This window comes from Staphylococcus cornubiensis (assembly GCF_900183575.1).
In the GTDB taxonomy this organism is placed as follows: Bacteria; Bacillota; Bacilli; order Staphylococcales; family Staphylococcaceae; genus Staphylococcus; species Staphylococcus cornubiensis.
Genome location: NZ_FXUZ01000003.1, coordinates 119,588 through 133,620, shown reverse-complemented (window position 1 = coordinate 133,620; position 14,033 = coordinate 119,588). Strand labels below are relative to the sequence as shown.

The 14,033-nt window shown below is 38.0% G+C and carries 11 protein-coding genes; 8 read left to right on the top strand and 3 right to left on the bottom strand.

The features are described from left to right. The first annotated feature begins 192 nt into the window (after positions 1 to 192). Complete coding sequence (locus tag CCE82_RS05215) at positions 193 to 1,950, top strand: ABC transporter ATP-binding protein (protein ID WP_086428362.1); 1,758 nt, start codon at positions 193 to 195, stop codon at positions 1,948 to 1,950. 587 nt (positions 1,951 to 2,537) lie between these two features. Here CCE82_RS05215 and CCE82_RS05210 read toward each other — a convergent pair. The 3 genes from CCE82_RS05210 to CCE82_RS05200 are packed head-to-tail and all read right to left on the bottom strand — an operon-like array spanning position 2,538 to position 4,932. Then, positions 2,538 to 2,696 (bottom strand): FeoB-associated Cys-rich membrane protein, encoded by a 159-nt coding sequence (locus CCE82_RS05210; protein WP_086428361.1) that lies wholly within the window; start codon positions 2,694 to 2,696, stop codon positions 2,538 to 2,540. 12 nt (positions 2,697 to 2,708) lie between these two features. Beyond that, positions 2,709 to 4,703 (bottom strand): ferrous iron transport protein B, encoded by a 1,995-nt coding sequence (gene feoB, locus CCE82_RS05205; RefSeq protein WP_086428360.1) that lies wholly within the window; start codon positions 4,701 to 4,703, stop codon positions 2,709 to 2,711. Next, positions 4,696 to 4,932: a FeoA family protein gene (locus tag CCE82_RS05200; protein ID WP_086428359.1), complete on the bottom strand. Its 237-nt coding sequence runs from the start codon at positions 4,930 to 4,932 to the stop codon at positions 4,696 to 4,698. The genes feoB and CCE82_RS05200 overlap by 8 nt, the downstream gene beginning before the upstream one ends. Before the next feature lie 277 nt (positions 4,933 to 5,209). Here CCE82_RS05200 and CCE82_RS05195 point away from each other — a divergent pair, with 277 nt between their 5' ends. The 7 genes from CCE82_RS05195 to CCE82_RS05165 all read left to right on the top strand — a co-directional run bounded on the left by CCE82_RS05195 (position 5,210) and on the right by CCE82_RS05165 (position 13,737). Next, positions 5,210 to 6,436 (top strand): NupC/NupG family nucleoside CNT transporter, encoded by a 1,227-nt coding sequence (locus CCE82_RS05195; RefSeq protein ID WP_086428358.1) that lies wholly within the window; start codon positions 5,210 to 5,212, stop codon positions 6,434 to 6,436. Between the two features lie 445 nt (positions 6,437 to 6,881). Next, positions 6,882 to 7,745: a YitT family protein gene (locus tag CCE82_RS05190; RefSeq protein ID WP_420822106.1), complete on the top strand. Its 864-nt coding sequence runs from the start codon at positions 6,882 to 6,884 to the stop codon at positions 7,743 to 7,745. A gap of 411 nt (positions 7,746 to 8,156) precedes the next feature. Further along, positions 8,157 to 8,960 carry an ABC transporter ATP-binding protein gene (locus CCE82_RS05185; protein WP_086428356.1) on the top strand — a complete coding sequence of 268 codons (804 nt, stop codon included), beginning with the start codon at positions 8,157 to 8,159 and terminating at the stop codon, positions 8,958 to 8,960. Between the two features lie 24 nt (positions 8,961 to 8,984). After that, positions 8,985 to 9,989, top strand: a complete 1,005-nt coding sequence (locus CCE82_RS05180) for a FecCD family ABC transporter permease (protein ID WP_086428355.1) — start codon at positions 8,985 to 8,987, stop codon at positions 9,987 to 9,989. Next, entirely contained in the window at positions 9,986 to 11,002 is a 1,017-nt protein-coding gene (locus CCE82_RS05175) for a FecCD family ABC transporter permease (RefSeq protein WP_086428354.1), read from the top strand. The genes CCE82_RS05180 and CCE82_RS05175 overlap by 4 nt, the downstream gene beginning before the upstream one ends. Positions 11,003 to 11,168: 166 nt before the next feature. Further along, positions 11,169 to 11,666, top strand: a complete 498-nt coding sequence (locus CCE82_RS05170; RefSeq protein WP_086428353.1) for a hypothetical protein — start codon at positions 11,169 to 11,171, stop codon at positions 11,664 to 11,666. Between the two features lie 628 nt (positions 11,667 to 12,294). Continuing rightward, a complete protein-coding gene (locus CCE82_RS05165) occupies positions 12,295 to 13,737 on the top strand; it encodes an MDR family MFS transporter (protein ID WP_086428352.1) in 1,443 nt (480 codons plus the stop codon). Positions 13,738 to 14,033: the final 296 nt, after the last annotated feature.

Below are 14,033 nucleotides of genomic sequence, written 5' to 3'. Positions count from 1 at the left end.
TGCAGACTGATGTGATGGGCTTGAGAGGAGATATGAAACTGAGTCATGACATTGTGGTAACTTTGAGAACAATCTGTTGAAGTGTAAAAGTAGAGGTAATCGTACATGCTGGTAAGACTGACTTCAGAGTGAATGGAGACTGAAGGGGGTCTACTAGTATAACTATAACGAAAATAAAAGAGGTATGAAGTTATGAAAGAACGTAACCCACTTGTATTTTTATTAAAGAGAATTTCATGGCCAGTGGGGCTGATTGTCGTGGCCGTGACGATTGCTTCATTAGGTAGTTTAACCGGACTATTAGTGCCATTGTTTACAGGCCAAGTGGTCGATAAATTCACTTTTGAATCGATTAACCCTGTATTTATCGGTGCATTAGTAGCGGTATTTTTAGTTAATGCAGTGCTGAGCGGTTTCGGTTACTATTTACTGAATAAAATTGGCGAAAAAATCATTTATGCCATTCGTTCAGTATTATGGGACCATATCATTCATTTGAAAATGCCGTTTTTTGACAAAAATGAAAGTGGCCAATTGATGAGTCGTTTAACGGACGATACGAAAGTGATTAATGATTTTATATCGCAAAAGCTACCGGGATTTTTCCCAGCGGTGATTACATTGATTGGATCGTTAATTATGCTTTTCGTCTTAGATTGGCAAATGACGTTGCTCACTTTTATTACTATTCCCATTTTTATATTAATCATCGTACCACTCGGTAAAATTATGCAAAAAATATCGACGAATACACAAACAGAAATCGCGAATTTTAGTGGGTTACTGGGTCGCGTATTGACAGAAATGCGCTTAGTTAAAGTGGCAAATACTGAGCAGTTAGAATTAGACAAAGCGCATAGTAACCTTAAAAAGATTTATGATTTAGGACTGAAACAAGCAAAAATTGCCGCGGTCGTTCAACCGATTTCAGGGATTATCATGCTGATTACGATCGGGATTATTTTAGGTTTTGGAGGTATGCGGATTGCTTCAGGCGCGATTTCAGCGGGGACACTTGTGGCAATGATTTTTTACGTATTGAATTTATCCATGCCTTTAATTAACTTATCTACATTAGTCACAGATTATAAAAAAGCAGTAGGGACGAGCCAACGTATTTATGAAATCTTGCATGAACCACTTGAAGTGATCGAAGCGCCGAATTTACAAAATGAGATTCCTACTGGCGACTTGAAGTTTGATCATGTCCATTTTGGTTACGACGATACGCCAGTGCTTAAAGATGTTTCATTTAATGTGTTGCGTGGTGAAGTGACTGCATTTGTGGGGCCTTCTGGTTCAGGGAAAAGTACATTGTTCAGTTTGATTGAACGGATGTATGACATTGATCAAGGGGGTATCTACTATGATGGCACCTCAATATATGACCTTTCGTTAACGGATTGGCGTAGAAAAATCGGTTACGTGATGCAAAGTAATGCGATGATGAATGGAACGATTCGCGATAATATTTTATATGGTGTGGATCGAAAAGTATCTGAAGACGAATTGATTCATTATGCCAAACTTGCGAATTGCCATGAATTTATTATGGAATTTGAGCAAGGTTATGACACCATTGTTGGGGAACGTGGATTGAAGCTATCAGGCGGTCAGCGTCAGCGTATCGATATTGCGCGAAGCTTTGTGAAAAACCCGGATATTCTATTGTTGGATGAAGCCACTGCTAACTTGGATAGTGAAAGTGAACGTAAAATTCAAGAAGCACTTGATATTTTAATGGAGAACCGTACGACAATTGTCATTGCGCACCGTCTTTCTACTATTAAGAAGGCTGGACAGATTATTTTCTTAGATCATGGTGAAGTCACAGGCAGAGGACGACATGAAACTTTAATGGAAACTCACGAAAAATATCAACAATTTGTAGAAACTCAAAATTTAACAAAACAACGTGAAATGACAGAGCAAACTGAAACAGAACGATAATGAAAAAAGACTGGGCCTTTGAAACCACTTTTCTTAAGTGCGTTTTCATCCCAGTCTTTTTTTATCAATCATGCATATTTTTGCTTATCTATTTTCACTCAAAAAGGAGAATAACGTAACAAATGAAAGTAGTGTTCATCACATATAGCCCATATAAGCAGTTAGAGGCACCAGACTAAGATTACAAGAACCATTCGACACTCCTGAGGGATAAAATAATGGCTTAATGAGATTTCTGTTGTTTAATCGTGGTTACTGTTTAACGCAGTAGCTGTTTGGGGGTGGGACATAAAAAATTTTGATGATATTGATGCAATATATTGTTTAACTTGCCCTTCCGCTTTGAATTGTATTTTTGATTGCCCTCATGGCTTCGCGTTCTTACTGTTTTGCAAGTGTTTTTTAGTATTTTGGCATCACTGAACTACACCTAGCTGATTTCTTAGGGCTTGATCTGGCCCTTCAACTCACTAACGCTTGATTAAACTGTTACATTTGTTGAAGTGTTAGTGGATTTTCCGGACCAGCTGATCCCTCAAGAGTTGCTCAAACTTGCATACTAACATATGTGCTCTAACTCAACCCCATTACTGCAAATGTTTCGGTAAACTTTCAGTCGGACAACTTTTACTACATTCACACGCACTACATTTCCCTTGCTTGGACTTTTTGAAAAAACGTACGATGACGAATGCGACATAGCTTAAAATCAACACGACGAATAATAAATTAATCAATAACGTCATTTTCAACGCCTCCTATAAAAAATACGAACCGATTTGATAAACAAGGAATGACAAGACGTATGCGATAACAATCGGGTATGTCACAGCAAGCATTGTCCATTTCCATGAAGGAGTCTCTTTACGAATCGCAGCCACTGTCGCAAGGCATGGGGTATACAATAAAATAAAAACCATGAATGAGTACGCAGATAGTGCTGTGAAATGTGTCGCTACCGTAGAGACAAGACCATCCTCACTGACTGCAAAAATAATGGCCATAGAACTAATGATGACTTCTTTTGCTAAAAATCCAGGAATCAGTGTGGCAGCGGTTTGCCATGAACTGAACCCAAGCGGTGTAATGAGAGGCGCAATGAACGCACCAATCATGTGTAAGAAACTTTGATCGATAGGGACATCAATACCAGATGGACCTGTGTAATTGAGTAACCAAATAACAACAGATCCTGCAAAAATAAATGTTCCTGCTTTTTTAACGAAGCCTTTTCCTTTTTCCCAAGTACTGCGCCACAATGTTTTAATAGAAGGTAAACGATATGGCGGTAATTCAATCACGAAAATGGACGTGTCTTTTTTGAGTACTGTTTTAGACAATAACCAACTGACAAGTAATGCGACGACAATGCCTAATACGTAAAGGCTTAACACGACAAGCGCTTGATGTTGTGCAAAGAAAATAGCTACGAATAAACCGTATACCGGAAGTCGAGCAGAACAAGACATGAATGGTGCAATTAAAATCGTTGTGAGTCGTTCTTTTTCTTCTTCGATACTACGCGCAGCCATAATACCGGGAACGTTACAACCGAAACCAATAATCATCGGAATAAAGGACTTACCGTTCAGACCAAATTTTTCCATAATACGATCCATAATGACTGCAATACGCGCCATGTAGCCTGAATCTTCCAATAATGAAATGAAGAAGAAAAGGACTAAAATTTGTGGAATGAAGACGAGTACACCACCGACACCCGCAATAATGCCATCTGTTACTAAGTCTTGTAATGCAGGATAGAGTCCGATTTTATCCATAATATTAATCGTTTGATCTGTTAAAGGCCCCCCGAAAAATGCGTCCAATTGATCTGAAAGGGGCGTGCCTATCCAAGTAAATGTAATTTGAAAGATAAGCCACATAATCCCTAAAAATATAGGGATACCCAGTACTTTATGTGTGAGTAATGTATCGATACGTTCGGTCATATGTTGACGTTCTGAATCTGGATAAGCCACCACTTCAGCGAGAATGGAATCGATATAATGTTGACGACATTTCAAAATATGCTGTTCAATGTCGATAGTATTCAAATGTTTAAACTGTGTTGTTAGTGCCTCGAATTGTTGAATCGTTTCTTCATCTAAATAGGTCAACACAGCTGGATTGTTGAGTAAATATTGAATAGCTAAAAAGCGATAATGCTGATGTGCTACTGAAAGTGTCGTTGGCAATGCTTTGATGAGTTGCGTCAATAAGCTTTCAATCGCGTCACCATAATGAATCTTTAAAGGACGTCGTGTTGATACGTGATGGTCGGCAAGCGCATTGAGCACTTCATCGCTTCCTTTACCCGTACGTGCGATAACAGGAATAATTGGAATGTGTAATTGACGCATTAAACGTTGATGGTCAATACGGATACCACGTTTATTTGCGACATCAATCATGTTCAAACCGATGAGCAACGGCGCGCCATATTCTAATAATTGTACAGTGAGATTAAAATTGCGTTTAATTTGGGCAGCATCAATAATATTGATCATACCGTCGAATTTTTCATTGAGTAAATAATCTGTCACCACAGTTTCGTCGCGTGAAATCGGGACTAAGTCATAAATACCGGGTAAGTCGATGAGATGACCTGATTTTTTCTTAAGTTGACCCACCTTTTTATCTACCGTAACACCGCTCCAGTTGCCCACATATTCATATGAACCTGTTAATGCATTAAAGAGAGATGTTTTCCCTACATTGGGATTACCTAAAATACAATACGCATTACTCATAAACATGCTCCAATCTAATTTCACAAGCATCACAATTACGAATACAAATATGTTGGCCGTTCACCTTTAATGTACATGGGCCTTTGAATAATCCTTTTTGATGTACAGAAATTTGACATCCTTCTACACATCCTAAGGCACGCAAACGATGCTTCAAATGTATATTGTTTGTATCTAATGCTTTTACACGATATTGTTTGCCAATCTCAGCATTTCCAATATGTAACATATGCACACCTACTCATCGTTAATGATAATCATTTTCACTTAACTATAGAATAAGACGGTTTTCATTTGGAGGCAATAACTTTTTAGCACCAAATGTGAAAAAATATCGAATTTAAATCGAAACATTTTATAGTAGCAAAATAAAAATGGAATAAAATCGCATCGTGTTTAGATATTTTATACTTAAATGATAGTGAAAAAAATATATTCTCAGTCAGTAAACGTCGTGGTATACTAATGGTGTTAAAAAACAGTTGAAAGGTAAGAGGTATCTCCTTATGTATTTGATTATTAACATTATTGGGTTGTTGGTGTTTTTAGGCGTTGCATTTTTATTCTCACGCGACCGTAAAAACATTCAATGGGCTTCTGTTGCGACACTTGTTGTCCTTAACTTAATTTTGGCATGGTTCTTTGTTTATTTCCCAGTAGGTACGATCGCCGTTAAAAAGGCAGCTGAAGGGATTTCTTGGGTCATTGATGCATCGTTTGCAGGGATTGGCTTTGCGTTCCATAGTTTCACAGCACCAAAACAGTTGGACATGGCAGTAGCGGCATTATTCCCAATTTTATTAGTTGTGCCACTTTTTGATATCTTGATGTATTTACGTATTTTGCCATGGATTATGCGTGGTATTGGTTGGGTACTTGCAAAAATTACACGCCAACCTAAATTTGAAGCATTCTTCGGTATTGAAATGATGTTTTTAGGAAACACTGAAGCACTTGCGGTTTCAAGTGAACAGTTAAAACGTATGAAAGAGACACGTGTCCTTACATTGGCGATGATGTCAATGAGTTCTGTATCTGGTGCAATTGTCGGTGCTTATGTGACGATGATTCCTGGTGAACTTGTATTGACGGCGATTCCTTTAAATATCGTCAACGCGATGATTGTTGCTTCTATTTTAAACCCTGTGAAAGTTGAAGTAGATGAAGATGTCATTTACGATTTACGTGCAAATGAAGCGCGTCAACCATTCTTCTCATTCCTGGGTGACTCAGTACTGAATGCAGGTAAGTTAGTATTGATTATTATCGCATTCGTTATCAGTTTCGTTGCTTTAGCGGAATTAGCAGACCGTTTAATTCACCTTATTACGGGTGGTATTGGTCACTTGTTCAACGCGAATGGCAGCTTCGGTCTTGACCAAATCTTGGGTGTGTTCATGTATCCATTTGCATTATTACTTGGACTTCCTTTTGATGAGGCATGGTTAGTTGCACAAAATATGGCGAAGAAAATTGTAACGAATGAATTTGTTGTAATGGGTCAAATCGCAGGAGAGGTTAATGATTACGCACCTCACCGTCGTGCAGTTATTTCAACATTCTTAATTTCATTTGCTAACTTCTCAACAATCGGTATGATTATCGGTACGTTAAAAGGTATTGTAAATGAAAAAACTTCTGACTTTGTATCCAAATATGTACCAATGATGTTATTAGCAGGTATTTTAGTATCATTATTAACGGCTGGTTTTGTAGGTTTATTCGCGTGGTAAGTTAAGCCACAAACGAATAAAGTGCAAAATAGGATAACCTTTTTAGAGGCTTGGACAATGAAAACAAAACGTCTGAGCCTCTTTTTTGATATGGCTACAATGTTTTTTTCTGAAAAGTGGGTTTTAAAAGCATAAAAATAGAGCAGCCCAGCATATGCTGAACTGCCTAGACGGGAAATGAATAATTTTGATTGATATTCGAGCATGATATCAATCTCGAGCAAAAAATCTCTTTTACTATAAAAAAACACAAAGGAGATGGCCTCTTGTTGACTAGATGACTAGCAACAAATAAGGTAGTTTTTATTATACACAGTTTGCTACCAAAAGTAAACGAAATATTCAGAAATTTAAAATTTTATTTTGTCGCCTATGCAAAGAGTTGTCACACAAGGGGTTCGCTTTGTCACAAAGTTGTGATAGTATGGCTTATGACGAGTAAGAAATGATACAAAAGAATGGGAGGAATCATTGGGTGAGCAGAACAATTAGAGATTTGTTATTAGTTATCATCGGGGCGTTTATTTTTTCAGCGGGTGTCAATGCGTTTGTTATTGCCGGTGACCTCGGTGAAGGTGGCGTGACAGGTTTGGCCATCGTGCTATATTATGCATTTCATTGGTCGCCAGCGATGATTAACTTTGTCGTTAATGCGGTATTGATTGCGATTGGTTACAAATTTTTAAGTAAAAGAAGTATGTATTTAACTATAGTGGCGACCATTTTAATTTCTGTATTTTTGAGTTTAACTCAGACTTGGCAAGTTAAATCAGATGATGTCATTATTAATGCGGTGTTCGGCGGATTTTCAGTCGGCTTAGGCATTGGGATTATCGTTTTAGCAGGTGGTACGACAGCTGGGACGACGATTTTAGCACGTATTGCGAATAAGTATTTAGACGTGAGTACACCTTATGCATTACTCTTTTTTGACTTAATTGTCGTGTTAATTTCATTGACAGTGATTCCGTTAGATCGTGCACTTTTAACCGTGATTAGTTTATATGTCGGTACAAAAGTGATGGATTTCGTCATCGAAGGTTTAAATCCTAAAAAAGCCGTGACGATTATTTCAAAGGAGCCTGACCGTATCGCTAAAATGATTGATGAGGATATTGGTAGAGGTGTCACTATTTTAAATGGGCGCGGTTATTTCTCAAAACAAGAAACGGACGTGCTTTATGCCGTGATTAGTAAGACGCAATTGTCACGTACAAAGCGCTTGATTCGTCAAATTGATCATAGTGCTTTCGTTGTTGTGCATGACGTGCGTGATGTTTATGGTAACGGCTTTTTAGTAGAAGATTAAAGTGAAAATTGAAATAGTAGACATGAAAGTGTAGAGGCTGGGAGAACTCCTAGCCTTTTCTTAATGGTTTTATGCGCATCAATAAGAATGACATGATGAATCAATTTGTATAAACGATTGGGAATGAATGATTTTTTAATTTATGAGAGTAAGAAATTTTCAAAGAATTGAATACGATCTCGCAAGTATATGAAGTCCAAACTAAATGATTTTCAGTTAGAAATTTTTGATAAATGATGATATACTTGGCATAAACATGATAATGATTATCAATTGCATGAAATAAATATAGATTTCATAACATAGGGAATGAAAAGCTCACAAGTTCGTTAGTGAGTGAAGCAGTAACGCCTTAACATGCATAATTTAGCGTGTGCAACGGCGTAATCGGTTTAAGAAAGAAGGATGACGATGAGTAGATTAACAGGTAAAGAGGTCACAATTGGGTATGGTGACCGTGTCATTGTTGATAATTTAGATGTCGCAATTCCAGACGGTGCCATTACTTCAATTATTGGTCCGAATGGGTGTGGTAAATCAACATTGCTAAAAGCGCTTTCTCGATTATTAAATACTAAAAGTGGTGAAATTTGTTTGGACGGTAAAAATATCCACGTCCAATCAACGAAAGAAATTGCTAAAAAAATAGCGATATTACCTCAATCTCCAGATGTGGCGGATGGTTTGACAGCTGGAGAACTTGTTTCTTATGGACGTTTCCCACATCAAAAAGGCTTTGGTCGTTTGAATGAAGAAGACAAAAAAGCGATTGACTGGGCGATGCGTGTGACAGGGACGATAGACTTTAAGCATCGAGCGGTTAATGACTTAAGTGGTGGGCAACGTCAACGTGTATGGATTGCGATGGCGCTCGCTCAAAAAACAGACATTATTTTTCTTGATGAACCGACAACATATTTAGATATTTCGCATCAACTTGAAATTTTAGAGCTCGTACAAGAATTGAATGCTGAGCACGGAACGACAATTATCATGGTTTTACATGATATTAACCAAGCGATTCGTTTCTCGGATCACCTTATCGCGATGAAAGATGGCGATATTATTAAACAAGGTGACACGCATGAAGTACTGACAAATGAAATTTTAGAGCGTGTGTTTAATATTGATGCAGAGTTGAGTACGGATCCACGCACAGGTAAACCGATGCTCGTGACATACAATCTCTTGTGTAAACATTACGAAAAAGCGTAAAAGTTGAATAGCGGAGTATAGAACATGTTGAAAAAAATAGGAAATATCAAATGGAATTATTCGGTACAGTTCATTAGTGCTGTCATCATATTATGTGTGGTGTTTATCGTTGCGACTTTATTAGGTGAAGCGCATGTCAATTTGGGCACTATTTTTGAAGCGATTTTTCAATATGACCCTAAAATACAAGCGCATAATGTGATTTCTGAAATTCGAATACCTCGAAATATCGGTGCTGTGCTCGTCGGTATGGCCCTTGCCACAGCCGGTGCAGTCATTCAAGGTGTTTCTAAAAATGGACTTGCAGACCCCAGTCTTATTGGTTTAAATGCTGGGGCTGCTTTTGCTTTAGCGCTCACTTTTGCACTATTTCCCGGGGCATCATTTATTGCGCATATTTTCGCTGGGTTTGCAGGAGCGATGTTAGGTGGTGCGATTGTAATGACGATAGGTGCATCTAGACGCGATGGTTTTAATCCGATGCGTCTGATTTTAGCTGGGGCTGCTGTCAGTGCATTGTTAACCGCACTCAGCCAAGGTGTTGCGTTAATGTTTCATTTAAATCAGTCAATCAACTTTTGGAGCGCAGGTGGTGTTTCAGGTACAAATTGGCAACAAGTTCAAATCAGTGTACCCATCATTATCGTCGTATTAGTCGTAATGATGTTGATGAGTCGCCAGTTGACGATTTTAAGTTTGGGTGATGCACTCGCTGTAGGTTTAGGCCAAAACATTAAAATGGTTCGTGCGATGGCGTTGATTTTATCGATGTTACTTGCAGGGGTTTCTGTTGCGATGGTCGGTCAGATTGCATTTGTCGGCCTCATTGTTCCACATATTGTACGTTTTTGGGTTGGTACAGATTACATCAAAGTGCTTCCGATGACCGCAGTGATAGGTGGCACGCTTGTGTTAGTAGCGGACCTTGTTGCCAGACTATTAGGTGAAGCGCCAATGAGTGCCATTATCTCCTTTATAGGTGTCCCTTACTTTTTCTATTTGATTCGTAAAGGAGGGCGTACACTATGATTCATCCTCGTTTAAAACGAAAGCAGCGATTTACATTGCTCATTGCAGTCATTCTTTTAATTCTTGCTATCGCATGGAATTTGACGACAGGTGAATACGCAATGTCATTCAGCCAAATCATTCAAACTTTCTTGGGACAGGGCGATGCTGCAGATCAACTCATCTTAATTGATTTTCGTTTACCGCGAGTTGTCATCACGTTACTTGCAGGTATTGCATTAAGTATGAGCGGTGCGATATTACAAAGTGTCACTAAAAACCCTCTCGCAGAACCGGGAATATTAGGGATTAATGCGGGAAGCGGTTTTGCGATTGCTTTATTCATTTCTCTTGGTCAAATTCATGCCGATCAATTTATCTATGTTTTACCTATCGTGAGCATGATAGGAGGATTAGGGACAGCATTTGCCATCTTTATATTGAGTTACCAAGGTGACAAAGGCCTTTCACCAGCCAGTATGGTATTGATAGGTGTCGGAATGGCGACTGCGTTATCTGGCGCAGCGTTAACGATTATGTCTACTTTCAATAAAGAACAATCCGAATTTATTGCGACGTGGCTAGCAGGAAATATATGGGGAGATACGTGGCCGTTTGTATTTGCCTTTTTACCGTGGCTCATCGTTTTAGTTCCATTGTTATTCATTAAGGCTGAAACACTCAATATTTTAAATACAAACGATACAGTCTCTAAAGCATTGGGTATTCGTTTAAATAAAGAACGCTTCATTTTGATTTTAGTCGCCGTAACGCTTTCAAGTGTTGCAGTTGCAGTCGCTGGTGCAATAGGGTTCATCGGTTTAATGGGCCCTCATATTGCGAAGTCCATCGTCGGTCCAAGACATCAATTTTTCTTACCGATAGCTATTTTTATAGGCGCATTATTACTTGTTGTTTCAGATACACTTGGTAAAATTCTCTTACAACCGAGTGGCGTACCTGCAGGGTTAATCGTAGCCGTCATTGGTGCACCGTATTTCTTATATTTAATGTATCGAACACGTTCTGTATAATTTCAGCCGCAAGATTGAAGTTTATTTATAAAAAATATGTTAAAATGTTCATTGTATTAAAAAATTTGATAAAATTGGACTTAATGTGATTCGCCAATCTGAATTCTTTTAGCAAGTATGTTAAGATGAAAGTGATTGGACAATGGCACATTCAGGAGGACGAGCCATGCAAGATTTAATAAAGAGACATGTCTTAAACGGCGAATTTGATGCAGTGAAAAATTTAATGTCTGCCACTGATTTTTTAGAATTTGAAGAAGCCTATATTTCAAGTGCATATGAAGAAGAAAGTGTCATGTATTACACTTGCCTTTTGTATATGATTAAGGAAGAGGAAACATCTGAAATCCATGACTTAGCTTTTCTATTACTCGTATACCCTTTAAGTGACGTGCCAGGTGCAATCGAAGCTGCGTATTATCACGCTGAATCTTCTATTGATTTGACAGAGGGTAAAGAGGTGAAGAGCTTGTTGCAAATGTTATTGTTACACGCACTTCCGGAACCTGTGATTTCTGATAAAAAAGCTTTTGAAGTTTCGAAACAAATTTTAAAACTCGATCCAAGTAATAAAGTTGCGCGTAATGTGTTGAAAGACACTGCGAAACGTATGGATCAAGTCGTTGTTGACTTTGACCAGTTAAGTCAATATAAGGATGCATAAGTTTTTGAATATGAACCATTCGATGTGATTCAAGCATTGAATGGTTTTTTTCGTTGTTGGAGCATTTTAATGTTTGCGTTTTGGGTGAGAAGTTTGTTCATAGATTGCACGAACCCGTTTCTCCCTTCCCAGGGCCTCGCTGCAACTAACCAACGCTTGGATTAAGTGATACAGAGTTGAAAGCGTTGGTGGATTTTTCGCTTCGGCTCTATCCCTCGGGAGTGTCGAAAGGTTCTTGCAATCTTAGACCAGGGGCTCAAAACGAGCATAAATATTTCAATCATTACATCGATACTTGAAACATCACGATGATTCGTTTTTATACCTAACTTCGAAAGTGAAAGAAAAATGGCTGGTTATTTTGGTAAGACTGTTTGAATGACATGGATAGTGATTGATTGCGCGAACTGTTTCTCCCTTTCTACGGTTTGGCTCACAAATGATGAGTACCTGGGTTGAATGGTTTTGAGAAAGGGTAAAGTCGGGAAAGTGAAAGGTGTAATTTGAAATAGGATGCGAAATTTTTAATTAAGTTGAAGTGAGTGATTTGAAAGAAAATTGTATAAGTATCTATTTAATGTCAATTTGTGTATAATAAACAAGTTCGAAAAAAAGAGGGAGTTGAATTATGGAGAACAAAAGTTATTCAAAAATCATTATGACGGTATTTCTCATCGGGGCATTTTTCATGATTTTAAATGAAACATTATTGAATATTGCACTGCAAGAGCTGATGCATTATTTTGATATTTCGAGAACGACCGTGCAATGGATGGCGAGTGGTTTTATGATGGTCATGGGCATCGTTTCACCACTGTCAGCATTGATTATTCAATGGTTTACGACAAGACGATTATTTTTAGGGCTACTCGTGATTTTTATGGTAGGTTCATTTGTTGCAGGCTTTGCAGTGAACTTTCCGATGTTATTGACTGGGCGAATGATTCAAGCAGTGGGCACTGGATTGATGATTCCGCTCATTATGAATGCAATGTTGCTGTTATTTGATGAGTCAGTGAGAGGGCGCGTCATGGGGACGTTTGGTCTGATCATTATGTTTGCACCAGCAATAGGACCAACTTTATCAGGTGTTATTGTGGATTATTTAGGATGGCGCTGGTTATTTTTTATCGTTATTCCATTTATGTTATTCACATTTGTGTTCGGATTTATTTTCTTAAAAAATGTAGGAGAAGTGACACGTCCCAAAATCGATGTGTTATCAATCATTTTATCAACAGTTGGGATTACGGGGATCGTTTTCAGTGTTTCTAAAGTAAGTTCTGTTGATGGAGGCGTATTGAATTGGGAAATTGCTGTGCCACTGATTATTGGGCTCATCAGTACAGTGGCTTTTATACGTCGACAATTCATTTTAGAGGAACCGATTTTAGATTTTCGCGTATTACATTATCACAATTTCCGTAAAGGGATGATTATTTTTGTCATAGTGATGATGAGTATGTTTGCGTCTGAAATTGTTATGCCAATGTATTTACAAGGACCTATGGGATTCTCGGCTAAAGTTGCAGGGCTTATTTTATTGCCAGGTGCACTGTTAAACGGCTTCCTTTCACCATTTATGGGTGGTCTGTTCGACAAATTTGGACCACGTAAAATGGTCATTCCGGGCTTATTTTTACTACTAGCTGTAGCGATATTCTACACGACAATTCATCCAGGTATTCCGGTTTATGTATTTGTCATTGCTTATATGGTACTTATGGTCGGCATTGCTTCAATTATGATGCCAGCAAGTACAAATGGTTTAAATGCATTGCCACAAGATAAATATCCTCACGGTACAGCGATTTTTAACGTCCTACAACCGATTGCTGGGGCGACGGGTATTGCAGTGTTTGTAGGGATTGTTTCAGGTGTACAAAACAACGAAATTTCTAAGCACGAACATGTGACACAAGCAATTCTTGACAAAGCAATGACTATGGGGATGCACAGTGCTTATATTTTCGCAATTGTGTTGATCGTGATAGGTATCTTCTTTGCATTTAGACTTACGAATGCTTCTAAAGAAAAGAAATTACAAGAGGCAGCATCACAACATGAATAATCATTTAATTTTTAGGGGCTAGGGGATTCGTTTCTCTTAGCTCCTTTTCTCATGATTTTTACACTAAAAAAAACGGTAGGAAAATTCTGTTTTGAAATAGATTTTTCTACAGTTTGAAAAATTAATATTTTTGTTTAGTTATGTATAATGTTACAATTAAATTGAATTTCCGATAAAATGGACGTTAAAAATATCATCGCATTAAGTACTATGATGAAAAATAATGCAATTTTTTCATGTTTTTTTGCATTCTTATAAGAAATAGTCCTTGATTTTTCTTTAATTATGAATAAAAA